Genomic DNA, 24,707 nt, shown 5'->3' on the forward strand with positions numbered 1-24,707 from the left:
CCATCTGGCTGTGTTGTCTATTCACCACCCTTGGAGGATTCCCGTGAGTAGTACCAGTAATTTTCAAGAGGCGATTCGCGAGGCGCGTAGTAGCGCGATTGTAGGGCCTAATGTGATTCGCAATGCCCTGCCCTTTGTCGGTGGTGGCCTCGTCCTGACGGCGGTGGGTAGCTGGGGTGGCCTCGGCGTCATCAGCGCCGCACCTCAACTGTTCATGCCCACATTCATTGTTGCCATTATTGCTGAACTTGTCCTCTTTTTTGTGGCACAGGGAGCCGCTCGCAAAGGGAATAATGGGCTAGCCCTACCCCTGTTGGCCACCTACAGTTTGCTGTCGGGTTATACGCTCTCTGGATTGATTGCCCTTGCCCTCAGCACCGTAGGCATTATGGGGATCATCATTGCCGCTGGCGGCTGTGGCATCACGTTTATGGCCGCTAGTCCCATTGGTTCCAATCTGTCGGAACGCGATGGCTTTGCCCTTGCCAAAACGGTACAACTGGGGATTATTGCCCTGCTGGTGGTGCTCGTTCTCCAGTTAGTCTTCAGCTTCTTTGGTGTCTTTACACCCACGTTTCTGGAAATTGCGATTTCTGGCATTGGTGTCGTGCTCTTTGTGGGGGCTGCGGTGGTGGACTTCTTTGTGCTGCCCCGTACCTACCGCGATGATCAGTACCTCTCTGCTGCCCTTTCGATGTACCTGACCTACATCAACCTGTTTATCTTTATCCTGCGGTTACTGATTGCCCTCAATCGCAGTCGCTAAAACAGCAGATGACACTGGGCATGATCCCGGAGCAGATGGTCACAGAGAACAAGAGCTACCATTGCCTCGACCATCGGCACCGCTCGCGGTAACACACAGGGATCATGCCGCCCTTTTGCCGCTAGCATGGTTTCTTCACCCGCTTGGTTCACGGTTTTCTGGGCTTGACCAATGGTGGCGGTGGGCTTAAAAGCTACCCGCAAAATAATGTTTTCGCCATTGGAGATGCCCCCCTGAACCCCCCCAGAGCGATTGGTGCGGGTGCGAATTCTTCCCTGTTCATCGGTATAAAACTCGTCATTGTGCTCTTGACCCGTGAGCAGGGTACCGGCAAAGCCAGAACCAATTTCAAAGCCCTTACTGGCGGGCAGCGACATCACCCCCTTGGCAAGATCTGCTTCTAGTTTGTCAAAGACGGGGGAGCCTAGGCCGACAGGCACATTGCGAACCACGCACTCAATGACACCGCCAATGGAGTTGGCTTGCCGCCGCACCTCATCCACAAGGGCAATCATCTTTTCTGCGGTGGTGGCATCGGGACAGCGCATGATATTCGCCTCAACGGCAGCCGCTGCCACGGTATCAGGATCAACAACGGCTTCAATGTCCTTGACCCGCTTGACGTAGGCAATGATTTCGGTACCCGCGACTTGAGCCAGAATTTTGCGGGCGATCGCCCCCGCGGCCACACGCCCAATGGTTTCCCGTGCCGAGGCACGGCCCCCCCCTTGCCAGTTGCGAATCCCGTATTTGCCGTCATAGGTAGCATCTGCATGGGAGGGACGATAGACCTGTGCCATTTCGGCATAATCTTCGGGGCGAGTGTCCTTGTTGCGCACCAGAATCGCAATGGGCGTGCCGAGGGTTTTGCCCTCAAAGACCCCGGAGAGAATTTCACAGCGATCGCTCTCTTGGCGAGGGGTCGTGAGCCGACTTTGGCCGGGGCGGCGGCGATCCAGTTCCTTTTGAATATCCGCTTCTGACAGTTCCAATCGGGGAGGGCAGCCATCCACAACCACCCCCACACCGCCCCCATGGGATTCACCAAAGGTGGTGACGCGAAAGAGATGCCCAAACGTATTGCCCATAGTGATTTCTGAAACCTACGATCCGCTCACCCGAAAGGCCATGCCACAGCCACAGGTTTGACTGGCATTGGGATTGTGGAAGCGAAAAGCGCCCCCCATTAAGTCTTCGATGTAATCCACCCGCAACCCCCGCAACATCTCAGCCGCTTCCGCCGCGATCGCGATTGTCCAGCCTTGGGACTGGGTGAGCACATCCGTCGGCTCGGGTTCGGTCACAAGGGCAAGATCGTAGCGCCAGTCACCGCAGGCACTAGGTTGCACCTGAATCCGTAGAATCGCGGCCCGACCTCGACTGACGCCATGGGCTTGGAGACGTTCCAACTCTTGAATGGCTGCGGGGGTCAATTCCACCATCTTGCACCAAACTAGCGGGAACCATCAGTATATCGTGGTTTGAGGAGGTTGGTGAGAGCTGCCTTGGCGTTGGGGTAGTCAAATTGAAATCCCGTAGCCAGCGTCCGCTCCGGCAAGACCCGCTGCCCCTTGAGCACCACATCGGCACCTTCCCCCAGCAGCAATTGGAGAACTGGGGCAGGCACAGGCAACCAAGAGGGGCGCTGCATCACCTCTCCTAATACCCGGCAAAAGTCCGCCATCGTCAGTGGCTCTGGGGCGGTGGCATTGTAAACCCCCTGCATTCCCGCTTGATCCACTGCGGCCAGAATCAGGCGCACTAAGTCCTGCTGATGGATCCACGAAAACCACTGCTGACCCGACCCAAGGGGCCCCCCTAGATATAACTGAAAGGGCAATAGGAGCTTGGCCAGTGCCCCCTGCTCGCCGAGGACAATGCCAAAACGCAGAATTACGAACCGCACCCCTAAATCCGTTACCTCTTGGGCAGCCGCTTCCCAGTCCACACAGACCTTGGCCAGAAAATCATTTCCCGCTGCATGGGTTTCGACAAACGTTTCTGTATCGCTAGTGCCGTAGTAGCCAATGGCAGAGGTCGAGACCAATACCCGCGGGCGCTGTTGACATTGGGCGATCGCCCGCACCAACTGCTGTGTGCCGACAACCCGGCTATCGTAGATCTCCTGTTTGCGCTGCGCTGTCCAGCGACCATTGGCAAGGGGTTCTCCTGCCAAGTTAATTACTGCATCCGCCCCCTCAAGGGCAGCAAACCAGTCCCCAGCGGCTTTGGGGGTATAGCCCACCCATTCAACATGGGTCATGCCAGCGAATTGTTTGGCGGCTTTCGCCGGGGAGCGTACTAAGGCAACCACGTGATCGCCGCGATCGCTGAGGGCGCTGACGACCTGCTGCCCGACAAATCCAGTAGCACCGGTTACAACGACTCTCATAGATCCCTATCCATGGGTTGCGCTGGACGCTTTTGCCTGAAGGGCGGCCACCACGGGTTGCCACTCTGTACCGTAGCGTTCCCGCAGGGTGTGCCAAGCTGCCACTTGACCTGCGGCGTATTCACCGGGCTTACCCCACTGCAAAAAGGCACTGAGGACGGATTTCTCATTGGCATCGAGAAAGCGAATGGCGTAGGTAGGAAAGTTGCCCCGCTTGGCTTGCCCTTCCTCAAAGCGAATTTTGGCCACCTGATCCATATTCAAGTGAAACTCAAAGTCCTCCGTGTGCATATTGGCATAGCGCCCCTTGGGCAGTTCAGCATAGAAAACCTTGGTGAGGGGCGATCGCACCTCCAGAACGGCAGTTTCGTTTGTAACCACAAGGCGCAGTAGCCCCAATTGCTCACAATCCCTGAGAAATTGCTGAAAGGAGGGAGAAGTATCAGACATCGTTGGTGCATCAGCTATGAACGCTTCTTCCACTGTGACGCACAGAGGATGCTGATGCAAGACTGCCAAGTTGGTCTTTGTTATTTGGCCTTGGCCAAGTGCAGCACCACCCCCAAGCCTGCTCCCATGTCCTCCGGGGTCACCTTACCATCGTGGTTGGCATCGAGGGCATCAAACACTGCATCCGTTCCCAGCCACTCTTCGCGGGTAATAATGCCATCGCCATCGAGGTCATAGACATGGAAGAGTTCTTCTGCTGCATGGGTGAGGGTTTCCGCCCCTTCAAGGCGGGTCAGTCGCTGCGTCAAGAGATCCTCAAGGGTCTCCAGTGCCTTGGTGAAGCCCTTAATGCCCTCATCCAGTTTTTCACTGGCCATCTCATCAGCCGCGTGCATCTTGCGGAAGGTGGCTTCATCCATAGCGACTTTTTCAATGTCAAGGGTGGCAGCGATCGCCGGATCCAGTTTGCGTTTTAGCTCGCCACTGGTGTTTTGCAGCTCCTGTAGCAGTGCCGGTGAAATCGTCAGCAGATCACAACCCGCCAGTTCAATAATTTCGCCAATGTTGCGGAAGCTGGCGCCCATCACTTCCGTGGGGTAGCCGAATTTCTTGTAGTAGTTGTAGATTTTGGTGACGGAAATCACCCCTGGATCCTCAGGCCCCGGATACTCGGCACGACCTGTTTTTTTCTTGTACCAGTCAAGAATGCGCCCAACAAAGGGGGAAATCAATGTCACACCCGCCTCAGCGCAGGCGATCGCCTGATGGAAGCCAAACAGCAGGGTTAAATTGCAGTGAATGCCCTCTTTTTCGAGAATTTCGGCTGCACGAATGCCTTCCCAAGTCGAGGCAATTTTAATCAGCACGCGATCGCGCCCCACGCCTGCGGCTTCGTATTGGCCAATCAACTCCCGCGCCTTTTGCACTGTAGCTTCTGTATCGTAGGAGAGCCGCGCATCTACTTCCGTTGAGACCCGACCGGGGATAATTTGCAAAATTTTCAAGCCAAAGGCCACCGCCAAGCGATCCACAGCAAGGGAGACAATCTCACGGGGAGTAGCACCAGACCCCAAATCAGCTTTGGCTTTGCGCAGGGTTTCATCCACAATGGGCTGGTACTCCTTCATTTGGGCAGCAGCCGTAATCAACGAGGGATTGGTGGTGGCATCACGGGGGGTGAATTTTTCGATGGCGAGGATGTCTCCCGTATCGGCGACCACAACTGTCATTTGTCGCAACTGTTCCAGCAAGTTCATGGGACAAGTCTCCCAAACGTGTCCCTTTCATTATCGTTCGCCAGCCCAAGGGTCGGGGAAAGCGCCGTAACAAAGCGCAATATGTCACCCCTCGGCTCTCTAGGTGTCATCGATGAGCGACCAACCTTGCGCCTCAACCCGCGATCGCCAGTGCTGCCAGTGCCGCTCAAGTTCCTGCCCCATTTCGGGAGTATTGAGGTGATTGCGCCAAAGAATCAGGGCATCCTCTGGGGGGTTCTCGTAGTAGTGGGGACGCCGTCCGACCAGTTCAAAGCCAAAGCGCTGATAGAGTTGTTGGGCGGCTGCATTGCTGGCGCGTACTTCCAACGTTGCCCACTGGCGATCGCCCCCTTGATGCCCCAGTTGCAAGAGCCGACATAGGAGTAACCCTGCTAACCCCTGCCGCCGGTACTGCGGATGCACCATCAACAGCACCAGGTGCAATTCATCGGCAATCCCCCAGCTCACGCCACAGCCCCACACCCCATCAAGGGTGGCCACCACCAGCAGCGTATGTTGCGGATTCTCCAACTCACGGGCATAGCCTTGGTGCGACCAAAAGCCCCCCAGACACACCTGATCCAGTTGAACGATGCTATCTAAATCCTTAATCGTTGGGCGTCGTAATTCTAATTGCCCCATGGCCGTTGCCTGCAAGGGAGAGTGCTATCATGCAGAGGAAATGGTACCCTATAGCAGCGCTATGGCAGAAGAGACGCCCACCCAAGCCCCCAAAAAAGAAAAGCCCCCCGCTATTGAGGATAAACCCTTTGCTGAGTTTATTAATGAGGCTTTTTTGCCTGCTCTCCAGAACGCCCTCAGCGCCAAAGTGGGGGATGTGAGTCTGCGCCTAGAGGAGAATACCGTGATGGGTGAGTGGGGCAAGGGAATGTATCAGTTTCGCCTCTACTTCCTAGAGGGGGATATCCAAGGGCCGAAGGCTTTTGTCTGTAGCAGCGGTGGCATTGCCCCCAGCACCATTGAGCCATTTTTGGGGGATGAGCGTAAAGTAACGCTTGATCTACTGGTCTTTGGGGTGATGCAGCGCCTGAATGGCCAAAAGTGGTTGGGAGGCAATTAGCGAGAGTATGGCCACAGCAATTCAAGTGGGCGATCGCGCCCCTGATTTTGAACTCACGGCTGCCGATGGCCGCAAGGTGAAGCTCTCCGACTTTCGTGGCAAAAAGAACGTTGTCCTCTACTTTTACCCCGCCTCAGAAACCCCCGGCTGCACGATTCAAGCCTGTGCCTTTCGCGATGCCTACAGTGTTTTCCAAGAACTGGGCGCTGAAGTGATTGGCATTAGTGGCGACCCCGTGGAGCGGCAGCAGGGCTTCCAGAAAAATCACCAACTCCCCTTTCTCGTCCTCAGTGATCCCGGCAACAAGGTTCGCCAGCAGTATGGTGCCTCTTCGCTCTTTGGTCTCTTTCCGGGGCGGGTCACCTATGTCATTGATCAAGAGGGTGTGGTGCGCTACGTTTTTGACTCTATGCTCAACTTCAAAGCCCACGTAGATGAGGCGCTCAAGATTTTGCGTCAGTTGGCCAGTGCCACTGCCTAGAGCAAGCGATCGCAATCACACCCCAACGGTAAGCGAGTTCACTGCCAAGGCCAACTCCCTAGGGCTAGGGTAGAGCTATTCTTCTTAGGAGTTTGGCCATGCGTTCCTACCTTGCCCTTGTACCTGCGGTGACCCTCTTTCTGTTGTCCCTTGGTTCTCTCAGCCTTGCTCAGGGAACGACCCCTGTGGTGAGCCAGCCTTCCAGTCTTGTGGCGCGACTGCGGGCGAATCTGCCGAACCGTGGTGTTCCCGGTAGTCGCTTTGGGGGGGCAACCCGTGGAGCCTGTGTTAGCGGCAGTGAACGTTTAACCGCCTTACTCCCTGATACCCACCTTGGCCAAACGGCTGTGGCGACACCAACCCTCTTTGTTTTTGTGCCCAAGAGCAAAGCCACGCAGGGGGAAGTGGTGATTGCTGATGCTGAGCATCGTCCCCTAGCAACAATGGTGGTGGATCTACCCGCTGAACCGGGGATTCTGGCACTGAAGCCCAATGTGCAACTCCAACCCGGCCAAGACTACCGCTGGACCTTTACCCTACTGTGTGGTGCTGATGCCGATGATCCCTCCGCCTTTATCTCTGTCAGTGGCGTGATTTCGCGGGTGCAGCCGGCCACGGATTTGGCAAAGCAACTTCAGGGCAAGAGTGGGGGGGATCGTCTTGGGGCAGCAGTTGATGCGGGTCTTTGGTACGAAACCTTGGCGATTTTGGCCGAGCTGCAAGGAAATGAAGCCACACGGAACCTAGCCCGCAGTGAATGGGTCGCCGTATTATCTGCCGTTGGTCTAGGGAGTATTGCCCAAGCGCCCCTAGTACAATAAAACTGAATGAGTTAGCGCGGTGGTTGCGGGAGTCTCTCACTCCTGAGGAAAGTCCGGGCTTCCGAAAGACCAAGCTTGCTGGGTAACGCCCAGTGCGGGTGACCGCGAGGATAGTGCCACAGAAATATACCGCCGATGGAGGGAAACCTCACAGGCAAGGGTGCAACGGTGCGGTAAGAGCGCACCAGCAACATCGAGAGGTGTTGGCTCGGTAAACCCCGGCTGGAAGCAAGGTGTGCTAGCGCTAAGGAACCAGGGTTGGTCTTTTCCCCAGTTCTTTGCTAGCCAGAGCCGCTAGAGGCACTTGGTAACAAGTGTCCCAGATAGATAACCACCCTTTGAACAGAACCCGGCTTACGTCTAACTCATTCATTAGACCCTTTTGCAAATCCCTTGTGAGGATGTGTCCTTGAGTCTTTGCCCCCCTTGTCTGGATCTTCTATGGTGAAGCTGGGTTATCTTGGCCCAGTGGGCACCTACAGTGAAGAAGCCGCTCAAAGCTACGCCCAATGGCAACAGGGAGAACCCCTGACGCTGATTCCTTTGACGACGATCGCTGGCTGTTTGGAGGCGTTGGCCGCCGGCGAGTTGGATTTGGCGCTAGTCCCCAGTGAAAATTCCGTTGAGGGCAGTGTCAACATTACCCTTGATTCACTATGGCGACTGGATACGCTGCACATTCAGTACGCCTTTATCCGCCCCATTGTCCATGCCTTCATTGCCCAAACCACAGATTTCGCCCAAATTCAAGCGGTCTATTCCCATCCCCAAGCTCTCGGGCAGTGCCAGCGCTGGTTACAAGCCCATCTTTCCCATGCTCGCCAATGTCCGGTGACCTCCACCGCCGAAGGGCTGCAATACGTGGCTCAATCCGATCGGGTGGCGGCGATCGCCTCCGTACGAGCCGCCCAACTCCATCAACTACCCATTGTCGCCACCGAAATTCAGGATATTCCCGACAATTGCACGCGGTTTTGGGTGGTGAGTCGCCAACAGGGGGACGGCTGGCCCCAGCCGGGGGATACCCACACTTCCATTGCCTTTAGCCTGAAGGCCAATGCCCCCGGTGCCCTGCTCAAGGTGCTGCAACTCTTTAGCGATCGCCAGATTAACCTCAGCCGCATTGAATCGCGCCCCAGCAAACGTGCTTTGGGGGATTATCTCTTCTTTGTTGACTTAGAGGTGAATGGTCGCCCTGATGTGGTGGCTGATTGTCTGCTGGCGCTTAAGGACGCTACAGATGTGTTGAAGGTCTTTGGTAGTTATCAATTTCTAGACCTCGGAGAATAGATTGGCCATGCGTATCGGTGTCCCCAAAGAAATGAAGGATCAAGAATTCCGCGTCGGTCTGACGCCAGCAGGGGTGCAAAGTCTGCGGGAGCGCGGCCATGAGGTTCTCATTGAAAGTGGCGCGGGGGTGGGTTCAGGCTTTCTCGATGAGGCCTATGTTGCCGCAGGGGCCCAAATTGTGGCCACGGCCCAAGCGGCGTGGGATGCCCAACTGGTGGTCAAAGTCAAGGAACCCTTGCCCTCGGAGTATCGCTATTTGCGTTCTGGCCAACTGCTCTTTACCTACTTGCACCTTGCCGCTAGTCGGGAGCTGACGGTGGCTCTGTTGGAATCGGGGATTACCGCGATCGCCTATGAAAGTGTTGAAGAAACGCATCATCACCAACGCAGCTTCCCACTGCTAACCCCCATGAGCATGATTGCCGGTCGCTTGGCAGTGCAGTTTGGTGCCCGCTTCCTAGAGCGTACCCAAGGGGGGCGGGGAGTGCTCCTCAGTGGCATTCCGGGGGTGCGGCCGGGGCGGGTTGTCATTTTAGGGGGCGGTGTCGTCGGCACAGAGGCGGCGCGGATGGCTGTGGGTTTGGGGGCACAGGTGAGCATTCTCGATATTAATGTCGAGCGTCTCAAGTACCTAGAAACCCTCTTTGGCGCCCGGGTGGAGTACCTCTACAGCAGTTCTCACCTCATTGCTGAGCTATTGCCCCAAGCGGACTTAGTGATTGGTGCTGTCCTTGTGCCGGGTCAGCGTCCTCCCTGTTTGGTGCCCAAGTCCCTTGTGCAAACGATGCGCCCCGGCGCTGTGATCATTGATGTGGCCGTGGATCAAGGGGGCTGTGTGGAAACGCTGCGACCCACGACCCATTCCAACCCCACCTATACCGCCTTTGGTGTGGTTCACTATGGCGTGCCGAATATGCCGGGAGCTGTGCCTTGGACAGCCACCCAAGCCCTGACGAATAGCACCTTGCCCTATATTCTTTGCCTCGCCGATCATGGCGATCGCGCCCTCGAACTCTCCCCTGCCCTTGCCAAGGGTCTAGTGGTCAAGCAGCACCATTTAGTCCATCCCGATGTGCGGGTTGTCTTTCCTGATCTTTAGGCGGACGATCAAGTACCTCTGGACAGGCTGAGCCCCGTTCTCATTGACGCTCATCCCGCTAAGGCTAGGCGTATAGCAGGAGATTCCCCGTTCACAGCATCTCTACGAAAAACCTAGGCCGTGCTAGTTGAAGTCCGTCCGAGGTGGAGAGAAAGTATTCCAGGCCAACATCGAGGCCAACCACCCGCTTCAAGACTTGCTGCAATGCTTGGGCGTTAACCGACGCTAAATCAGGGTTGGTCTGCTTTGCTTGGGTTAATCCTTGGCACTGCACGTTGAAGCTGGGGTAGGGGGCATCCGCTGGGATGATGTACTCGCTAGGCACAGAGCAGGCATTGACTGGACATTTGCGCGAAGCAATCCAGTCTTTGCGCTCCCTCAGCGCATCATTTCAAACTTGGCGACACACGTCTAGATCGTAGTCGATCTGCTTAGCCTGCTGCTGGGTTAGTTTTAGTTTGTACTCGTACGTCAGGGTGATCATGAGTGGACTATAGCTATCAGTCGCACCCGATGTTCGGTGCTAGCTCAATATATCCAGCAACAAGCTGAGATTGAGTGACTGCTCCCTATGGTCGCCCGCCGCCTCACCACTACCTAACCGCTTTGCGGTATAGACGGAGCACTGCGGCGAATTTTGGTAGATTGAATGGCAAGAAACTCATTGACACAAGGGCAATAGTAACGTCACAAAGTAAAACACAAGGGGTGCCGTAAAAACATAGCTATCGGCGCGATCCAAAATGCCGCCATGCCCGGGAATCAACTGGCCAGAATCTTTGACGCCGGCATCCCGTTTCATCATTGACTCCGTTAAGTCCCCCAATAGACTGGCAATGCCAATCATGAGGCCAAACATTGCACCCAAAAGCCAAGGGAGTGGCCAGCCGAGGGAATGTGCTCCCCAAAGGGCGACGCCTAAACTCCCTAAAACGCCAAACACTGCCCCTTCTACGGTTTTCTTGGGACTGATGTGGGAAAGCCGTGTCCGGCCAAAGAGCTTACCAACAGCATAGGCACCAATATCTGCCGCCCAAATACAGACAAAGGCCAAGAGGGTTACCTGCAACCCCAAGGGCAAAGCGGTGAGTTGAAACTGCTCTGGCCAAAATCCTCCCAAAGGTAATGTTGCCTGTTGCTCCAATCCCCGCAAGCGCACCCAATAGCTTGGCAAATAGCCGCCGTAAAATAGCCCCATGATTGAAGTGGAAATGTCGGCGATCGAGGCCAGCTTGGGTTGAAATAGCAAGTAGAAGCAAATGAAGGTACCTGCGACGGGAAAGACAGCATCCGCAAGGTCTGGACGCAGCAGTGAGGTGATCAGGAGCACTTGACTCACCACGAGGGTGGTTTTAGCCGCCGGCGCACTCCCTTTGGCACGGGCTAATTCAAAGTATTCCAGTTGACCCAGATAAATCAGTGCCCCAATGCCCAGACAAAAATACCAACCGCCTAGAAAGGTCATTAGCAGCGCGAGAGCGATCGCGACAAGTCCACTGGCAATGCGGATCCAGAGCATGGTGGTGAGGGGCGGTGATAAGGGGTTACATTGAGCCGCGCGTTGAGTATTTGCGTAGCGCGTCCAAAGAACGATCGCCGCTACAATAAAAAGTTTAATCTAAATTCACCAACGTTAAGGAAACATTAACAGACTCGCAGCCAAAACAGGATGCATGGCAATGTCCTTGGCAAGCTATAACGGATCAGGGAACATCATGGGGGCAAGGGCGTCATGAAAAGCGATTGGTCTGAGGTCGATTGTATCCATGACATCCAGTCTTCCCCTTGCTTGGACGCGTGTTGAGGAGACCAGTGCTCGGGTGACGCTGCCGCTGACAAAACTTACACCCCAAGAGTTGGTTGTCCGCTGTCAAGCCGGCAGAACCCCAGATCGTGCTGCCTTTACTGAATTGTTGCGGCGATACCAATCCCATGTGGAGCGAATTATCTATCACCTCGCGCCCGACTGGGACGATCGCGCCGACCTTGTGCAAGAAGTCTGGATTCGGGTCTATCGCAACATTCACAAACTCCAAGACGCCAGCAAATTTCGGGGTTGGCTCAGCCGCATTGCCACCAACTTGTTTTACGATGAGTTGCGCAAACGCAAACGCCATCAACCGCCCCTGTCGCTGGATGCACCCCTGAAAACCCAAGAGGGTGAAATGAGCTGGGAACTTGCCGCCAGTGATGCCAGTCCCGATGACCGGTTGCGTACGGATGAATTCTATGATCAATTACGGCGGGCGATCGCCAACCTACCGGCAACCTTTCGGACAACGATTGTTCTGCGGGAAATTGAAGGCCTCTCCTACGAAGAAATTGCCCAAATCACTGGGGTTTCCCTCGGAACCGTGAAATCGCGAATCGCCCGTGCCCGACAGCGACTCCAACTAGAACTCCAACCCCACCTCGATCTCCCTTCAACCTGATGCGAATCACCCCTACCCTTTTCCTGCAAGGACAGACCCCTATGATGGACGAACTGGATCACTGCAAACGCGATACCTTTGAACTCCTGAGCGCCTACCTCGATGGTGAAGTGACGGCTGCAGAACGGCAACAGGTGGAAGCATGGCTGGCCACTGACCCCGAAGGCCAACGCCTCTATCAGCGACTCCTGACCCTCAAGCAACAGATGCAAGAACTGCCCGTACCCTTGACCCCCTGTCCAGCGGATCGTTTGGCCGCTGAAGTGATTGCTAAGGCCCATCGCCCCCGTCGTATTTGGGTCTTAGGGAGTGCGGGAGCAACCCTAGCGGCATCCTTCGTGGCAATGCTGACGGGTCTAATTCCCAATCCCTTCTCCAGTCTGCCTGTGGCTATCACCAGTCCTGCCGGCATTGAGCCAGCGGTATCTCCTCTACCGATTGAGCCAACGGCAGTTGGTTTGATGCTCAGTCTTGACCGTCCCCCTGTGGCCATTCCCGTCAGTGAAACGGCTCCTGCGGCGCTGCCGGCACCTTGGGCAAGTTCACAGCCAAGGACTGAAGCTACTGACCAGGAATAATCTCCGGCTTGAAGGGACGCTCCAAAAGACAGTTGAGGGCAGCTTGGGGAGTGAGGTCGCCCCTCAGAACGGCATTCACCATCGCCGTAATCGGGATATCTAACTGGTGCTGCTGGGCATAGGTGCAGAGCACGCGAGCAGTGTTCACCCCTTCAGCCGTCCCCTTGGTCAGCGCTAGGGCTTGGGAGAGGGATTGACCCTGGGCAAGATGCCACCCCACTTGATAGTTGCGACTCAGGGCGCTGGTACAGGTGGCGAGGAGATCCCCTAACCCTGAAAGGCCGTAGAAGGTTTCCACTTGTCCGCCCCAGTGGGTACCCACCCGCACCATTTCCACCAGTCCTCGGGTAATCAGGGCAGAGCGGGCATTGACGCCAAGACCCAGACCATCATTGACGCCACAGGCGATCGCAATCACATTTTTGAAGATGCCCCCCATTTCCACACCCCGCCGATCCTCATTGCTATAGAGGCGAAAGGTGGTACTGCCCAAACAGTCTTGCACTGGCTTGGTGGCTGCTGGCTTTCCCCCCACCACTGCCGCTGCCGGTAGTCCCTGTTGAATTTCACCGGCCAAGTTGGGACCAGAAAGAACGACGAGATCGTGATGCGGGCAGTAGGTTTGCCAAATATCCGCTGCTGTGGCAAAGGTTTCTGCTTCTAAACCCTTGGTGGCACTGACAAGGATGGTGTCTAGGGGGGGCTTGAGGGCGGCCACTTGGGCAGCGACTTCCCGCACAGCTTTGATGGGGAGAGCCGAAACCAATAAGTGAATCTCTTGGAAAAGAGCAGCCGAGAGTGCCCCCTGCGATCGCCCCCAGCAGGAGACCCTGCAGCCCTGTTGCTCAAATAGGTATGCCAGTGTTTGTCCCCAATGACCTAAGCCCAAAATCAATACCCTTGGGGACATACCATCCCCGTCCTAGGGCGTAACCGTTAGATTTTGAAATTGTTGCTGCTGTCGTTTGCGAAAGGCCTCTGCTTCAGCATTAAGATTCTCCATTTGATCCGCCACTACTTCGTTGGGATCGCGACCATCCATCAAATGCAGGCGATTCATCAGTCCGGGCACGGAAAAGTTGCCATTCTGGGGATTAAGAATGCTTCCCAAATCATTGGCATTGCCGTTTTGTTGCCAGCCTTCCATTGGGTTATTCGTGTTTGCAGTCTGGGCAAGCGCCATACCCCCGAGATTGAGAGTGAGTGCAGCAAGGGCAAGACTGGTGAGATAGCGAGGTGTCATGGGTCACTCCTCAAAACATGCGCTAGGAATGCAGACGATAGGATGGCTTAATCGGTGCCGAGGGCTGTACAAGGGATTATACCAAGTCTTTGTCCTTGCCTAGGGGTTGCAGAAGTAGCATTGACTGGGATCGGCAACGGCTTCAGGAACTGGCACTGTGAGTTGGTGCAAACAGCGTTGACAGCGGTAACGGCTGGCTTTGATGGCGCTGGTGGGTGCGCCACACCGTTCACAGGGTAGCCCCAGCAGTTTCTCACAAGCCACAAACCCCGGCCAGCCGCACTGGGGACAGCCCTGAGCCATTGCTTGAACGAGGTCAGCAGCCGCTTGAGCAATCACCTGCATGCGCGTCGGGTTCATGTGGGCCCGCATATCGGTTTCAAGGTGAATGGTGGGGCGATCGGTTTGCAGGCTAGCGATCGCCCTTTGCAACTGTTCCTCGCTTTGAATCCCTTTGAAAATTGGCGTATTGGGTAGAGGATCCGCCTGCGCCATTGCAATCAAACCATGGGATGGAAAGCCCACCCGTGCGCCAAAGGCCAAGGCCTCTTCAAGATGACTCACGGTGGCATGGTTAAAGTTGGTTTCTAGGGAGAGCACCTCCCCCCGCAAGACAAGGTCATGGCGGCGATCCACAAGCAGGATGAGTTCGCGATCGCTCGGAAGCATCGGAAATTGCGGATGAGGGCCAAAGCTCCCCTCACTGGCAACCACTAAGTCTGCCTCCGTTTGTGTCAGCACCGCTTCTGCCTTGGCGAGAGCTGCCTCCTCTTGGGTGCCACAGCGGGGAATTTCACGGCTAAACGTCCCAAAGCGATCGCTATCAAAATCCGAGGCCACAACCACCGTTACCCCTAGACGCGCCAGCACCGGGGCGATCGCCTGCTCTTTGCCATGCTTGGTGGCAAGAATAGCTGTTCGTCCTTGGAAATAGGAATCCGTCGCCTTAAACATCACCGCCGAGGTATGCCTCAATCACCTTGGGATCATTTTTAACCGTCAGGGGATCCCCTAAAGCAATGAGTTGACCAAAGTCCAATACTGCCAAGCGATCGCACAAACTCATCACCAAGGGCACATGGTGCTCAATGAGAATCACCGTCAGGTCAAAGGTCTCCTTGAGGCGGCGAATTAACTCACAGAGGTCTTGCTTTTCCTTGGGGTTCATACCCGCAGCCGGTTCATCTAACAAGAGCAGGCGGGGTTGCAGTGCCAAGGCACGCGCCAGTTCAAGGCGGCGTTGTTCACCATAGGGTAAGTTGCCTGCCCGCTCGTGGCGCCGCTCATAGAGATTCACCCAGTAGAGGAGTTCCTTGGCGCGGTTTTCCAAGCGCTCCTGAACATACCGTACGGGCGCTGCTCCCCAGAGGTTTGCCCAAAAACCGGCAGAGGCATGGAGATGCTGTCCCATGCGCACATTCTCCCAAACACTCATCTCTGGAAAGAGGCGAATATTTTGAAAGGTGCGAGCAATGCCCAACCCAGCAATCTGGTGGGGCTTAAGCAGGTGCAGGGGCTGCTGCTGAAACTGAATTTCTCCTGAGGTGAGAGGAATTAACCCCGTCAGCAGGTTAAAAAGGGTGGTTTTACCAGCGCCATTGGGGCCAATAATGCCAAAAATCTCCCCCGTTGCCACGCTAAAGGACACGCAATCAACCGCCTTGAGGCCGCCAAAGTAGCGGCACACATTCTCTAAGGTCAGGAGTGGCTGCGACATCTAGGGCTGAGAAGGGGGAAGTTTCTCGAAGGCTTGGTAGGCCATGCGCGAGACTTGGCGAATGAGTTCACTACCTCGGGGATCATTGTAGGGGCGTTTCACCATCATTGCTGCCACATAGCGTTGGCCATTGGGCATATCCACCATGCCCGCATCTCCCACCACAATACCAATATCGCCAGTTTTGTGGGCAATCGTAGCCCCTTTGCCAAGGCCAGCGGGCAAGAGGGTATTAGTGACCGTGCGCCGCATAATGTCCAGCAGGCGATCGCGACTACGGGGGGAGACAATTTCCCCCTGACCAATTTTCAGCATCAGCGTTGCCAAGTCGCGGGGGCTAGTGGTGTTGGTGCCCTTCATATCCGGTAGCAGATTGTTGATCACTGTATTTTCTAAGCCCCATTCCTGAAACTGTTGGTTGAGCACGGCTGCGCCCCCAAGGCGATCAATAATCATATTCGTTGCCGTGTTGTCGCTAATGGTAATCATTAAATCGGCCACCTCAAGGGCAGGATACTGGGAATTGGGCTTTTGATACTGCAGCGTACCGGCCTCAGGGGCAATCAGATCCGGACGCATGGTGAGGCGTTCATGGAGCGTGACTCGTCCCTCATCCACCGCCTTGAAAAAGGCAACAAGGATGGGAAATTTAATCGTAGAGGCCGCTGGAAAGACCGCATCGCCGCCTACATTCAGAGATGCCCCGGAGTCGAGGTTAAAAAAGTACAGCCCCGCCGTCAGATTGGGTTGACGGCTCACCAGTTGTTGAATTTGCTGTTGCAGAGTGGGGAGGGGACGTTCTGGGGGCAAGTTGGGGGTTGGTGTTTCAGGAGCGATCGCCTGACTGGCCGTGGTCTCTAGGGACAGTTTTTCAGGCTGCAACACCGACAGCAGTGTGCCGACTATGGTGGCAAGGGCAACCACACTGACGCCAAAGCGAAAAGTCATTAAGAACAAATTGGGACGGGGAGGCGTTGGGCTAGGAAGCGGTGACGGATGAGACAGTGAGGAAAGCGTAGAGGACGAAACCATTGAACGCGACTGAGCAACCATGCCATTTACTGTAGAGGGAAGGTGTCCGAAGCAATCGTGGCTGCGTGCTGAATCGCCCACTCCACCTGACGAACCATGCCCCGCAACAGCGCCACTTCGGCATCCGTGGGGTAGGCACGCCCGAGGAGCGATCGCACCTTGGCCATACGACTAGCAGCGGTATGGGGATACAAAAAACCAATCTGGAGCAGCACCTGCTCTAAATGGTCATAAAACCCCTGCAACCGCTCAAAGGGGACGGCAGACCCTTGGGGAAAAGTTCCCGCACTGTCGCAGGCCGTCAACCACAACTCATAGCAGCATACGGCAACAGCTTGCGCCAGATTCAAAGATGGATAAGCATTGGCCGTAGGAATCTGCACCAAACCATGGGCACACTCCAATTCTGCATTCGTGAGTCCCCGATCCTCGCGACCAAAGACCAGTGCCGACTGCGGGACAGCCAACAGTTGCGGTGCCGCCTGACGCGGTGTCCACAGAGGTAACGCCAAATCCGCCACCTCTCGCCCCACCGTGGCAAAGACCCGCTGACAATCCGCCAGTGCCGTTGCGAGGGAGTCCGTCATTCTGGCTTGCTGGAGCACATCCTCTGCATGAACCGCCCAGCGACGGGCTAGCTCTCCCTTGGGATCACAGCGGGGACTGACAATCCACAACTGCTGTAACCCCATATTTTTCATCACACGGGCAATGCTGCCGACATTGATCTCCCCTTGGGGTTCAACGAGCACAATGCGTACCGAAGGCAGGGTATCCACGCTTGCTGGCTGAGCCAAAATAAAAAAATAATTAACATTTTCTAGATGATTTTAGAAGACTTCTTTAATCTTTCTCAAGTCCTTACAAATTCAGGACTTTGCTGCATATTTCATAAAATTTAATAACTGTAACACGCTGAGTACGGTTCTTAGCGCAATCAGTAAAATTGGAAATAACTTTTTAGGTGTGACCCCTACTCGCAAACCGCGTTCCCTTGCTTAGGAAGTTCTCCAGAGATTTCCTAGGTACAGCTCTGTTCTAAAACATGGGGGACACAAAGGGGGCTTCTCTCCTATAGAGACTTTCACCGTTTTAACTGTGTTCCATCCCTGTGAAGAGGGCTGGGTTTTGGGCTGGCAGCAGGGGTCTTGACTTATGTGGTGTGGTTCTGTCAATGAGGAGTTAACTCATGTGGCGTTTTATGAGCTTGCATTGGCCAAAACTCAGTGCCGTCGGCATCCTGTACTGTGGTCTAGCCGCTGGCTTAGGTTATCTTACGAACCTACAACTGGATGCAATGCACAATCAAGCAAAAAATCAAGCCATCACCGTGCAATTGTCCCATAGCCTGAATGACCTCAATCCCTGAGTCAAGAGGCTTTAGCTTCGAGGGGGAGATCCTCCGTCAGACCAATTTCCCGTTTCAGCAGCTCAACCGACTGTGGATCAATGTAGCTTTCGCAGCAAATGAGACGGGGGATGCGAATCAACTCATGACGGGCCGCCGCAATAGCTGCTTTGACCCGTTCCCCACTGGCGCGATCGCTAATGATCGTGTGGGCACGGTGCACCAAGGCATTGAGCTTATAGCTATCGTTGGCTTGAGCCGTCACCAAGAGTAGCTCATCCCCTCGCAAACTGTGGATCATCACCTCGGCCACACCGAGGGTACCGGAACTCAGGCTCACCAACCCCAAGCAGGAGCCTTTTGGCAATTGTCGCACCACTTCCAGTTCCCGCTGGTAGTTGTAGATGTCGATGAAAAATACTCGCACGTCCTTATCGCGGGTAATCGCTTCCGTCATGCTGGCAAAATAGCGCACGGTAACGACAGTTGCAGAGGTATCGCCATCAAGGACGGTTTCTAAGTCTTCAAGAAAAATCAGCTCGACGGGAATTGGCAGCAGTTGTTGCAGTTCCTGAACAATCAGTTCGCCAGCCCCTTGATCGTGGCGGGGCACCGTCACCAAAACCCTCACTCCAGCTTTCTGGCGGGCATCAATCTCGGCAAGGAATAACTCGCGAATTTGACTCAGGGAATAGCCCATTTCGAGGAGGGTATCGACACTTTCTTGAACAATGCGGTGTACAGGCACAACAGCGGGTCGGCGTTGGCGAGGACGGGTTTCCTCTTGGCCGAGGGCACGCACATAGATGCCCGACCCCACTTGGGGCACGACTAAACCAGCAGCTTCAAGGCGTTCGTAAACTTTGCTGATCGTGTTGCGGTGCAATCCAGTTTGCATGGCGAGCTGCCGCGTACTGGGCAAGCGATACCCCGGCGGAAATTGCCGTGCAGCGATCGCAAAACTAATTTGGTTAAAGAGCTGAGTTGAAGCAGGAATTTCGCTATCTGGTTGGATGTGGAATTGAACCATACGTGTCCTTTCGCCCATCAGGTACTGTCCTAGAGGGATACGCCCTCCTTGGTGTGACTATGCCAGATGCAAAACCTACCCCCAATCGCTGCATAAACCGTCACAGTTAGTGAGTAATTTTACCGCACTTGCTACCGATCGTTCTTTTTGGGGCGATAAAGCACGGTTACAGGGTCACCACCAAGTTGTCGCGGTGGACAATCGTATCGGCAGCGGCATAGCCGAGGATCTTGGCTAGTTCGCTGGACTGTTGCCCCTGCACACGCCGGATTTCTTCACTGTTGTAGTTGACAAGGCCACGGGCAATTTCAGTGCCTGCGGGGTCACAGAGCTTAACAGCATCTTGGGCTTGAAACTCCCCTGCAACACGGGTGATGCCTGCTGCTAAGAGGGACTTGCCCCCCACAGTAATGGCCTTAACGGCACCCTCATCGAGCCACAACTCGCCTTTGGGAATGAGGGCACGGGCAATCCAGCGTTTGCGGGCATTGATGGTTTTGGGACGGGGTTCAAAGTGGGTGCCCAAGGGCTCACCCGCAAGAATTTTTAGCAGGTTGGTGGGCGATCGCCCATCGGTAATGACAGTGCGTACGCCGGCTTCGGTGGCAATCTCGGCAGCCCGAATTTTGGTGGCCATGCCCCCGGTGCCCCAAGGGGAGCCAGCAGCACCAATTTGAATCGTTTGGGCTAACTCGGCTAAGGAGACCACCCGCTCAATGGGAACGGCTGTTTTATCAATGCGCGGGTCCGCTGAGTAGAGGCGATCGACATCCGTGAGCAAAAATAACCAATCGGCTTCCACAAGGCTCGCCACAAGGGCTGAGAGAGTATCATTGTCGCCAAACTTGAGTTCATCCACCGCCACCGTATCGTTTTCATTGACAATGGGGATGACGCCCAGTTCAAACAGCGCTTGGAACGTGTTGTAGATATTCAGGTAGCTCTGGCGATCGACAAAATTTTGCCGCGTCACGAGGATTTGGGCAATCGGCTGGCGCAGGACTGAAAAAAGATCATCGTACATGCGCATTAGGTGTCCCTGCCCCACTGCTGCCACTGCTTGTTTTTGGGCTAATTGTTGGGGACGCTCTGTTAAGCCCAAGCGCACAGCACCCACGCCCACCGCCCCAGAGGAGACGAGTACCACGCGATCGCCCCGCCGTTGACAGTGACACAAGACCTCCACCAGTTGGGCAATGGTGGCCAAGGCTAGATTTCCTTCTTTACCCCCCGTTAAGCTCGATGTGCCAATTTTGACGACCAGTGTTTGTGCCATGGGGAGTCGGGACGGATATTGACCAGTGGGTATAGGATCAGACGTGCTCATTGTATCGCGGTGGGAGACAGCCAATGAACTCAGGGTTTTGGTCTGAGGTGCTGCAAACCTGTCAACAGATTCAACAGGTGGTTGCCCCCCGTTTGCTGGAGTGGGCAGGGCAATCCCCCAGCGATCGCAAAGCCGATGGCAGCCTTGTTACCCGCGCCGACCTTTGGGCCGATCAGAAAATCACCGCGATGCTGCAAGAGCGCTTTCCCCACCATGGCTGCCTGAGTGAAGAGGGCAACCATACCTACGGTGGTGAACAGTGGTGTTGGATCATTGATCCGATTGATGGCACGACTAACTATAGTCATGGTCTGCCCATTTGGTGTATTGCCCTCAGTCTGCTCTACCAAGGCACACCCGTATTTGGCTATGTGCACGTTCCCGGCTTGCAGCAGACGTTTTATGGCTTCTATCAAGCCCCTGACCATGCCAACGGTGCCTATTTGAATGAGAAACCCATTCGCGTCAAGGTCAGTGAGCCAACGTTGCAGACGTTTTTTAGTCTTTGTGCCCGCAGTACTGATGTGCTCAAGCGCTCCTTCCCCTGCAAAATTCGCATGTTGGGATCCGCCAGTTACAACTTGCTGACCGTTGCTGCGGGTTATACGCTCGGTGCTGTGGAGCGCACACCTCGCATTTGGGATGTTGCCCCCGCTTGGCCAATTGTCCATGCCGCTGGTGCCCACTGGCAATGGTTAGACCCGCCAGAACCGTGGCAGAGAATGTTTCCCATTCAGCCGGGGCAGGAAGCCGGGAGTCGTATCTTTCATACACTGGTGAGTGCCAGTCCCAGCTTGGGGCAATTTTTTGCAGCGTACATTATCTAAAATGCGTACATTATCTAAAATGCAGCTTGAGGGGATCAGCTCATCAAAAATCATGCAAAGCAATCTTTATGAAAGCGACTTTTATGCTTGGACCCTAGAGCAGGCGAAGCTACTCAAGACAGGCGACTTTAGCCATCTTGATATTGCCCACCTAGTAGAGGAAATCGAAGCCTTGGCACGGCAGCAGCGGCAAGAACTAAAAAACCGCCTCGGTGTTTTGATTGGGCATTTGCTGAAGTGGGAGTACCAGCCAGAAAGACGCAGTAAAAGTTGGCGAGTCACGATTCAGATGCAACGACGCGAGATTAAGGATTTATTGGAGGAAAATCCTAGCCTTCAGTCTTATCTAACGAAGGCGATCGCCAAAGCCTATTTGGCAGGACTAGACTTAGTGTGCTTGGAAACGCCCCTAGACTATCCAGATTTACCCCCAACCTGTCCCTATACCCTAGAACAATTGCTCGACCCAGACTTCCCGCGAGATTTGTATCCCACGGAATAGTTCACCATCAAAGGCCATGACCTCTCCTCTGTATGACACGGACTTTTATGCTTGGACCCTAGAGCAGGCGAAGTTGCTCAAGGCAGGCGACTTTGGCCACCTTGATATTGCCCACCTAGTAGAGGAAATCGAAGCCTTGGGACGGCAGGAGCGTCGGGAGCTAGAAAATCGCCTCGGGATTCTCATTGGACATCTCCTGAAGTGGGACTATCAGCCGCAAAAACGCAGTAAAAGCTGGCGAGCAACCATTCGCGAACAACGGCGAGCTGTGCAGAGACTGATCCATCAAAACCCCAGCCTGGAACCCTACTTACCCCAGGCGATTGCTGAGGCCTATGAATCTGGCAAAGATTTAGTGGTGCGTGAAACCCCCTTGGACTACTCAGATCTCCCTGAAACCTGCCCCTATACACTGGGGCAACTCTTTGATCCCGACTTTCCTGCCACGAAGTAAAAAACTTCAGCGTTCTGAAGCATACTCATGGCATCAAGGCTATACTGGCAGTGACGACGTGGAGTCGCAGTATGGATACAGCCCAAATTAAAGCTCTAGTGGAAAAAGCCCTAGAAGATAAAATTCTTACCCTCGAAGAGCATGGCCAAATTATTGACGCAGTGCTTTCCGATGGCCAAATTTCCGAAGAAGAGGAAAAAATTTTACAGGAACTCCTCGAACGGGTCGCCTCTGGGGAAATTGATTCCCAGTATTAGGGTGTTTTCATCTGCACTCGCCCTTGGCGCAGGACGTGCCATTCCCCCGATTGCCATTGCACGACGGTTGAAGGTTCTGGGGGGGTAGGGGGTAACTGCCACGGGTGGAGCGTCAGCACTTGGGGAAACTCACGGGCGATCGCCCCCCATTCAATGAGTGGCGGCTGACCTGAACGGTTAATACTGGTGGTGGCCAATGGTCCTGTTTGCTCGAGGAGGGCTTGGGCAGGCGGCCAATCGGGAACCCGCAAGCCAATCGTGCCTGTACCTAGGGGGTTCAAACCCGCAGGAAGTTCAGCAGCGGGCAACACCAAGGTCACGGCTCCCGGCCAATAACGCGCCGCCATAGCAGACCACTGCTCCCATTCAGCAGCACTACCGCGCACAAAGGGCCAGAGTTGCTCAGGATTGGCGCCCATGAGGATCAAGGGTTTAGACGGTTGGCGCTCCTTGGCAGCATAGATCAATTCCCCGCGATCGCACCGACTGGCCAAGGCGGGCACCGTATCGGTGGGAAAACTAATCAACCAATTGCCCGCTCGCACTGCGGCGACTAAGGCAGCCATACTCACCTGTGCCATATTTCTCCTCTACCAACCCATGGCAGCACCTTCCCCCCGCGGATCGGCTGCCCCTTCCAATTGTCCCTGATCCAAAACGCGAATTAAGCTGGCATTTCCCCAAGGGCGGCTTTGTTCTACCCGATAGCCCCACTGTTGCCACGCTTGAATCCAAGAACTTGGAATCGTTGGCTCGACAAAGAGGGTATCCGGTGCCCACTGCTGATGAATGCGGGGACGGGCAACGGCGGTGGCGGCATCCTGCCCTAAATCAACGACGTTCAGAAACAGTTGCAGCACAGTGGTAATAATGCGACTGCCGCCGGGGGAGCCTAAAACCATATTGGGGCGATTATCCTTGAGGACAATTGTTGGACTCATGCTCGAAAGGGGACGCTTGCCGGGTTCGATGCCATTGGCAAGGGGGGCATTTTCTGATTGAATACCAACCACACCAAAGAGGTTGGGTTGATTGGGGGCAATGGCAAAATCATCCATTTCATTGTTGAGGAGAATCCCCGTTTGCGGCACCACCACACCCGCCCCAAAGGGACCATTAATCGTAAAGGTTAGGCTAACGGCATTTCTTTGGGCATCGACAACATTCAGGTGACTGGTGTTGTCTGACTCTGCAAGTTGAATTGGGGTTGCGGCACTCACAGCACGTTGGGGACGGGCACGACGGGGAAGAATTTCAGTGACCCGCTGTTGGGCATAGCGAGGATGGGTGAGGGCCGTGACCGGCACCGGCACAAAGTCACTATCCCCGAGGTAACGGGCGCGATCGGCGTAGGCAATTTGCATGATGCTGGCTAGGTAGTGACCGCGATCGCTGGGGGTAGAAGCAGGGGGCAACAGTTGCCAGAGGTTGAGCATTTGCACAAGGGCCACACCACCAGCAGAGGGGGGTGGCATCGAACAGATCTGAAACGCACGATAGGTGCCACAAATTGGCTCTCGCCAAACGGGGGTATAGGTTCGTAAATCCTCTAGGGTGATCTTGCCCCCTTGCTGTGCCATAAACTCGGCAATCGCTCTGGCAATCCAACCCTCATAAAAGCTGCGGGGATCACGGGCGATCGCCCCCAAGGTTTTTGCTAGCTCCGGCTGTTGAATCACCGTGCCCAAGGGGGGAACTTGGCCATCCCTGAGGAAAATGCGCGCGGCGGTAGCATCGTGCTGCAGAACGGCTTGGCGCATCGTTGCCCACTGCTGATAACGTGGGGTAACCCCAAACCCCTGTTGGGCAGCCTGAATGGCGGGTGCCACCACCTGCGACCAAGGCAGTTGACCATAGTGCTGGTGCAAAGCGGCTAAGCCAGCAACGGTGCCGGGGGTGCCTGCGGCCAAGACCCCATCCAAACTGGCGCGGGGAATCACCTCTCCCTTCGCGTTGAGATACATCGTTGGTGTCGCTTGCAGGGGGGCACGCTCCCGAAAATCAAGGGCACGCAGGGTTTGAGATTGGGCGTGATACACAAGGACAAAGCCACCGCCACCAATCCCAGCGGCATAGGGTTCAACGACGGCGATCATGAATGCGGTTGCCACGGCTGCATCCACGGCATTGCCCCCTGCCTTGAGGATATCTCTTCCTACGTTTGCTGCTGCGAGTTGAGCTGCTGTCACCATTCCCCGCTGGCTAATCGTTTGAGCTGGGGCGGGTGGGGCGGCAAAAAATGTTACCGCTAGGACAATAGCGAGGAAGGGCGATCGCCCCCATTGCTCAACCTTCCCTAGAGTGAATCCTTGCCCCATGATTGA

31 protein-coding genes and 1 other RNA gene are annotated in these 24,707 nt (G+C 55.1%); 14 read left to right on the top strand and 18 right to left on the bottom strand.

Translation table 11 applies throughout. The annotated features are described in order from the left end of the window. The first annotated feature begins 43 nt into the window (after nt 1-43). Complete coding sequence (locus RHI63_RS07920; RefSeq protein ID WP_206199702.1) at nt 44-766, top strand: Bax inhibitor-1 family protein; 723 nt, start codon at nt 44-46, stop codon at nt 764-766. Here RHI63_RS07920 and aroC read toward each other — a convergent pair. From aroC to rimI, 6 genes are all read right to left on the bottom strand, one after another. Next, nucleotides 763-1,854: a chorismate synthase gene (gene aroC / locus RHI63_RS07925; RefSeq protein ID WP_302677994.1), complete on the bottom strand. Its 1,092-nt coding sequence runs from the start codon at nt 1,852-1,854 to the stop codon at nt 763-765. The genes RHI63_RS07920 and aroC overlap by 4 nt on opposite strands. A gap of 15 nt (nt 1,855-1,869) precedes the next feature. Further along, nucleotides 1,870-2,208 carry an iron-sulfur cluster assembly accessory protein gene (locus RHI63_RS07930; protein WP_302676218.1) on the bottom strand — a complete coding sequence of 113 codons (339 nt, stop codon included), beginning with the start codon at nt 2,206-2,208 and terminating at the stop codon, nt 1,870-1,872. A gap of 11 nt (nt 2,209-2,219) precedes the next feature. Then, a complete protein-coding gene (locus RHI63_RS07935) occupies nt 2,220-3,158 on the bottom strand; it encodes a TIGR01777 family oxidoreductase (RefSeq protein WP_310742864.1) in 939 nt (312 codons plus the stop codon). A 6-nt stretch (nt 3,159-3,164) separates the two neighbouring features. Beyond that, complete coding sequence (locus tag RHI63_RS07940; protein ID WP_310821449.1) at nt 3,165-3,608, bottom strand: ChuX/HutX family heme-like substrate-binding protein; 444 nt, start codon at nt 3,606-3,608, stop codon at nt 3,165-3,167. An 80-nt stretch (nt 3,609-3,688) separates the two neighbouring features. Then, entirely contained in the window at nt 3,689-4,864 is a 1,176-nt protein-coding gene (locus RHI63_RS07945; protein ID WP_206199707.1) for a transaldolase, read from the bottom strand. A 99-nt stretch (nt 4,865-4,963) separates the two neighbouring features. Next, on the bottom strand, nt 4,964-5,506 hold the full coding sequence (rimI, locus tag RHI63_RS07950; protein WP_310742865.1) for a ribosomal protein S18-alanine N-acetyltransferase: 543 nt from the start codon (nt 5,504-5,506) through the stop codon (nt 4,964-4,966). Between the two features lie 61 nt (nt 5,507-5,567). Here rimI and RHI63_RS07955 point away from each other — a divergent pair, with 61 nt between their 5' ends. From RHI63_RS07955 to ald, 6 genes are all read left to right on the top strand, one after another. Next, complete coding sequence (locus RHI63_RS07955; protein WP_310445776.1) at nt 5,568-5,945, top strand: DUF2996 domain-containing protein; 378 nt, start codon at nt 5,568-5,570, stop codon at nt 5,943-5,945. Beyond that, nucleotides 5,917-6,426: a peroxiredoxin gene (locus RHI63_RS07960; protein ID WP_225901532.1), complete on the top strand. Its 510-nt coding sequence runs from the start codon at nt 5,917-5,919 to the stop codon at nt 6,424-6,426. Before RHI63_RS07955 ends, RHI63_RS07960 begins: the two co-directional genes overlap by 29 nt. 98 nt (nt 6,427-6,524) lie before the next feature. Beyond that, entirely contained in the window at nt 6,525-7,247 is a 723-nt protein-coding gene (locus RHI63_RS07965; RefSeq protein ID WP_302678000.1) for a DUF928 domain-containing protein, read from the top strand. 7 nt (nt 7,248-7,254) lie between these two features. Then, nucleotides 7,255-7,619: RNase P RNA component class A (rnpB, locus tag RHI63_RS07970), an RNA gene on the top strand. Between the two features lie 69 nt (nt 7,620-7,688). Continuing rightward, on the top strand, nt 7,689-8,537 hold the full coding sequence (gene pheA / locus RHI63_RS07975) for a prephenate dehydratase (protein ID WP_206199710.1): 849 nt from the start codon (nt 7,689-7,691) through the stop codon (nt 8,535-8,537). Nucleotides 8,538-8,544: 7 nt separating this feature from the next. Then, nucleotides 8,545-9,636, top strand: a complete 1,092-nt coding sequence (ald, locus tag RHI63_RS07980) for an alanine dehydrogenase (RefSeq protein ID WP_206199711.1) — start codon at nt 8,545-8,547, stop codon at nt 9,634-9,636. A gap of 91 nt (nt 9,637-9,727) precedes the next feature. On the opposite strand, the gene RHI63_RS13165 is transcribed toward ald, so the two are convergent. Both RHI63_RS13165 and RHI63_RS07990 read right to left on the bottom strand, forming a co-directional pair. After that, the gene (locus RHI63_RS13165) at nt 9,728-9,961 is read right to left on the bottom strand and encodes a hypothetical protein (protein ID WP_310821452.1); all 234 of its coding nucleotides are present in this window, start codon (nt 9,959-9,961) and stop codon (nt 9,728-9,730) included. Between the two features lie 336 nt (nt 9,962-10,297). Next, on the bottom strand, nt 10,298-11,155 hold the full coding sequence (locus RHI63_RS07990; RefSeq protein ID WP_149821646.1) for a phosphatidate cytidylyltransferase: 858 nt from the start codon (nt 11,153-11,155) through the stop codon (nt 10,298-10,300). A 247-nt stretch (nt 11,156-11,402) separates the two neighbouring features. Here RHI63_RS07990 and RHI63_RS07995 point away from each other — a divergent pair, with 247 nt between their 5' ends. Then, nucleotides 11,403-12,068, top strand: a complete 666-nt coding sequence (locus RHI63_RS07995; protein ID WP_206199712.1) for a sigma-70 family RNA polymerase sigma factor — start codon at nt 11,403-11,405, stop codon at nt 12,066-12,068. Nucleotides 12,069-12,109: 41 nt separating this feature from the next. Continuing rightward, entirely contained in the window at nt 12,110-12,646 is a 537-nt protein-coding gene (locus tag RHI63_RS08000) for an anti-sigma factor (protein WP_225901533.1), read from the top strand. Here RHI63_RS08000 and RHI63_RS08005 read toward each other — a convergent pair. From RHI63_RS08005 to RHI63_RS08030, 6 genes are all read right to left on the bottom strand, one after another. After that, nucleotides 12,630-13,556, bottom strand: coding sequence for an NAD(P)H-dependent glycerol-3-phosphate dehydrogenase (locus tag RHI63_RS08005; protein WP_310742868.1), 927 nt, complete (start codon nt 13,554-13,556; stop codon nt 12,630-12,632). The two genes, RHI63_RS08000 and RHI63_RS08005, sit on opposite strands and share 17 nt — an antisense overlap. Before the next feature lie 12 nt (nt 13,557-13,568). Beyond that, nucleotides 13,569-13,889, bottom strand: a complete 321-nt coding sequence (locus tag RHI63_RS08010) for a hypothetical protein (RefSeq protein WP_206199715.1) — start codon at nt 13,887-13,889, stop codon at nt 13,569-13,571. Between the two features lie 99 nt (nt 13,890-13,988). After that, nucleotides 13,989-14,843: a DUF6671 family protein gene (locus RHI63_RS08015; protein ID WP_310828255.1), complete on the bottom strand. Its 855-nt coding sequence runs from the start codon at nt 14,841-14,843 to the stop codon at nt 13,989-13,991. Continuing rightward, on the bottom strand, nt 14,836-15,606 hold the full coding sequence (locus RHI63_RS08020; protein WP_206199717.1) for an ABC transporter ATP-binding protein: 771 nt from the start codon (nt 15,604-15,606) through the stop codon (nt 14,836-14,838). The genes RHI63_RS08015 and RHI63_RS08020 overlap by 8 nt, the downstream gene beginning before the upstream one ends. Further along, the gene (locus RHI63_RS08025) at nt 15,607-16,554 is read right to left on the bottom strand and encodes a serine hydrolase (RefSeq protein WP_225901534.1); all 948 of its coding nucleotides are present in this window, start codon (nt 16,552-16,554) and stop codon (nt 15,607-15,609) included. A gap of 110 nt (nt 16,555-16,664) precedes the next feature. Continuing rightward, nucleotides 16,665-17,417 (bottom strand): RNA methyltransferase, encoded by a 753-nt coding sequence (locus RHI63_RS08030; RefSeq protein ID WP_206199719.1) that lies wholly within the window; start codon nt 17,415-17,417, stop codon nt 16,665-16,667. Nucleotides 17,418-17,827: 410 nt separating this feature from the next. Between RHI63_RS08030 and RHI63_RS08035 the strand changes: the two genes are divergently transcribed. Next, nucleotides 17,828-18,007 (top strand): hypothetical protein, encoded by a 180-nt coding sequence (locus tag RHI63_RS08035; protein ID WP_206199720.1) that lies wholly within the window; start codon nt 17,828-17,830, stop codon nt 18,005-18,007. 1 nt (nt 18,008) lies between these two features. Here the strand turns inward: RHI63_RS08035 and RHI63_RS08040 are convergent, their stop codons facing one another. Together RHI63_RS08040 and proB are read right to left on the bottom strand one after the other, a co-directional pair. Continuing rightward, nucleotides 18,009-19,016 (bottom strand): GntR family transcriptional regulator, encoded by a 1,008-nt coding sequence (locus RHI63_RS08040; RefSeq protein ID WP_190278210.1) that lies wholly within the window; start codon nt 19,014-19,016, stop codon nt 18,009-18,011. Nucleotides 19,017-19,182: 166 nt separating this feature from the next. After that, nucleotides 19,183-20,292 carry a glutamate 5-kinase gene (gene proB, locus RHI63_RS08045; protein WP_206199721.1) on the bottom strand — a complete coding sequence of 370 codons (1,110 nt, stop codon included), beginning with the start codon at nt 20,290-20,292 and terminating at the stop codon, nt 19,183-19,185. 74 nt (nt 20,293-20,366) lie between these two features. On the opposite strand from proB, the gene RHI63_RS08050 reads away from it, so the two are divergent. The 4 genes from RHI63_RS08050 (at nt 20,367) to RHI63_RS08065 (ending at nt 22,383) form a co-directional block, all read left to right on the top strand. After that, nucleotides 20,367-21,170 carry an inositol monophosphatase family protein gene (locus RHI63_RS08050; RefSeq protein ID WP_206199722.1) on the top strand — a complete coding sequence of 268 codons (804 nt, stop codon included), beginning with the start codon at nt 20,367-20,369 and terminating at the stop codon, nt 21,168-21,170. A gap of 52 nt (nt 21,171-21,222) precedes the next feature. Beyond that, complete coding sequence (locus tag RHI63_RS08055) at nt 21,223-21,672, top strand: DUF29 domain-containing protein (protein WP_302676200.1); 450 nt, start codon at nt 21,223-21,225, stop codon at nt 21,670-21,672. Between the two features lie 16 nt (nt 21,673-21,688). Then, nucleotides 21,689-22,126: a DUF29 domain-containing protein gene (locus tag RHI63_RS08060; RefSeq protein WP_310821457.1), complete on the top strand. Its 438-nt coding sequence runs from the start codon at nt 21,689-21,691 to the stop codon at nt 22,124-22,126. 71 nt (nt 22,127-22,197) lie between these two features. Further along, nucleotides 22,198-22,383, top strand: coding sequence for a hypothetical protein (locus RHI63_RS08065; protein ID WP_011057956.1), 186 nt, complete (start codon nt 22,198-22,200; stop codon nt 22,381-22,383). On the opposite strand, the gene RHI63_RS08070 is transcribed toward RHI63_RS08065, so the two are convergent. Then, nucleotides 22,380-22,964 carry an L-threonylcarbamoyladenylate synthase gene (locus tag RHI63_RS08070; RefSeq protein ID WP_206199725.1) on the bottom strand — a complete coding sequence of 195 codons (585 nt, stop codon included), beginning with the start codon at nt 22,962-22,964 and terminating at the stop codon, nt 22,380-22,382. The genes RHI63_RS08065 and RHI63_RS08070 overlap by 4 nt on opposite strands. Before the next feature lie 9 nt (nt 22,965-22,973). Further along, nucleotides 22,974-24,701 carry a gamma-glutamyltransferase gene (ggt, locus tag RHI63_RS08075; RefSeq protein WP_310821458.1) on the bottom strand — a complete coding sequence of 576 codons (1,728 nt, stop codon included), beginning with the start codon at nt 24,699-24,701 and terminating at the stop codon, nt 22,974-22,976. Nucleotides 24,702-24,707 lie beyond the last annotated feature (6 nt).

The sequence above is a fragment of the Thermosynechococcus sp. GLH187 genome (genome assembly GCF_031583395.1).
GTDB lineage: Bacteria > Cyanobacteriota > Cyanobacteriia > Thermosynechococcales > Thermosynechococcaceae > Thermosynechococcus.

Excerpts from the sequence above, each read along its gene's own strand:
- RHI63_RS08020 (WP_206199717.1), bottom strand. The coding sequence starts at position 15,606 with ATGTCGCAGCCACTCCTGACCTTAGAGAATGTGTGCCGCTACTTTGGC.
- ald (WP_206199711.1), top strand. The coding sequence starts at position 8,545 with ATGCGTATCGGTGTCCCCAAAGAAATGAAGGATCAAGAATTCCGCGTC.
- RHI63_RS08055 (WP_302676200.1), top strand. The coding sequence starts at position 21,223 with ATGCAAAGCAATCTTTATGAAAGCGACTTTTATGCTTGGACCCTAGAG.
- RHI63_RS08000 (WP_225901533.1), top strand. The coding sequence starts at position 12,110 with ATGATGGACGAACTGGATCACTGCAAACGCGATACCTTTGAACTCCTG.
- RHI63_RS08025 (WP_225901534.1), bottom strand. The coding sequence starts at position 16,554 with ATGACTTTTCGCTTTGGCGTCAGTGTGGTTGCCCTTGCCACCATAGTC.
- RHI63_RS08005 (WP_310742868.1), bottom strand. The coding sequence starts at position 13,556 with ATGTCCCCAAGGGTATTGATTTTGGGCTTAGGTCATTGGGGACAAACA.
- aroC (WP_302677994.1), bottom strand. The coding sequence starts at position 1,854 with ATGGGCAATACGTTTGGGCATCTCTTTCGCGTCACCACCTTTGGTGAA.
- RHI63_RS07930 (WP_302676218.1), bottom strand. The coding sequence starts at position 2,208 with ATGGTGGAATTGACCCCCGCAGCCATTCAAGAGTTGGAACGTCTCCAA.
- ggt (WP_310821458.1), bottom strand. The coding sequence starts at position 24,701 with ATGGGGCAAGGATTCACTCTAGGGAAGGTTGAGCAATGGGGGCGATCG.
- pheA (WP_206199710.1), top strand. The coding sequence starts at position 7,689 with ATGGTGAAGCTGGGTTATCTTGGCCCAGTGGGCACCTACAGTGAAGAA.
- RHI63_RS07965 (WP_302678000.1), top strand. The coding sequence starts at position 6,525 with ATGCGTTCCTACCTTGCCCTTGTACCTGCGGTGACCCTCTTTCTGTTG.
- RHI63_RS07995 (WP_206199712.1), top strand. The coding sequence starts at position 11,403 with ATGACATCCAGTCTTCCCCTTGCTTGGACGCGTGTTGAGGAGACCAGT.
- RHI63_RS08035 (WP_206199720.1), top strand. The coding sequence starts at position 17,828 with ATGTGGCGTTTTATGAGCTTGCATTGGCCAAAACTCAGTGCCGTCGGC.
- RHI63_RS07990 (WP_149821646.1), bottom strand. The coding sequence starts at position 11,155 with ATGCTCTGGATCCGCATTGCCAGTGGACTTGTCGCGATCGCTCTCGCG.
- RHI63_RS08060 (WP_310821457.1), top strand. The coding sequence starts at position 21,689 with ATGACCTCTCCTCTGTATGACACGGACTTTTATGCTTGGACCCTAGAG.
- RHI63_RS08015 (WP_310828255.1), bottom strand. The coding sequence starts at position 14,843 with ATGTTTAAGGCGACGGATTCCTATTTCCAAGGACGAACAGCTATTCTT.
- rimI (WP_310742865.1), bottom strand. The coding sequence starts at position 5,506 with ATGGGGCAATTAGAATTACGACGCCCAACGATTAAGGATTTAGATAGC.
- RHI63_RS08010 (WP_206199715.1), bottom strand. The coding sequence starts at position 13,889 with ATGACACCTCGCTATCTCACCAGTCTTGCCCTTGCTGCACTCACTCTC.
- RHI63_RS07945 (WP_206199707.1), bottom strand. The coding sequence starts at position 4,864 with ATGAACTTGCTGGAACAGTTGCGACAAATGACAGTTGTGGTCGCCGAT.
- RHI63_RS08070 (WP_206199725.1), bottom strand. The coding sequence starts at position 22,964 with ATGGCACAGGTGAGTATGGCTGCCTTAGTCGCCGCAGTGCGAGCGGGC.
- RHI63_RS07955 (WP_310445776.1), top strand. The coding sequence starts at position 5,568 with ATGGCAGAAGAGACGCCCACCCAAGCCCCCAAAAAAGAAAAGCCCCCC.
- RHI63_RS07940 (WP_310821449.1), bottom strand. The coding sequence starts at position 3,608 with ATGTCTGATACTTCTCCCTCCTTTCAGCAATTTCTCAGGGATTGTGAG.
- RHI63_RS07935 (WP_310742864.1), bottom strand. The coding sequence starts at position 3,158 with ATGAGAGTCGTTGTAACCGGTGCTACTGGATTTGTCGGGCAGCAGGTC.
- proB (WP_206199721.1), bottom strand. The coding sequence starts at position 20,292 with ATGGCACAAACACTGGTCGTCAAAATTGGCACATCGAGCTTAACGGGG.
- RHI63_RS07960 (WP_225901532.1), top strand. The coding sequence starts at position 5,917 with ATGGCCAAAAGTGGTTGGGAGGCAATTAGCGAGAGTATGGCCACAGCA.
- RHI63_RS08040 (WP_190278210.1), bottom strand. The coding sequence starts at position 19,016 with ATGGTTCAATTCCACATCCAACCAGATAGCGAAATTCCTGCTTCAACT.
- RHI63_RS08065 (WP_011057956.1), top strand. The coding sequence starts at position 22,198 with ATGGATACAGCCCAAATTAAAGCTCTAGTGGAAAAAGCCCTAGAAGAT.
- RHI63_RS08050 (WP_206199722.1), top strand. The coding sequence starts at position 20,367 with ATGAACTCAGGGTTTTGGTCTGAGGTGCTGCAAACCTGTCAACAGATT.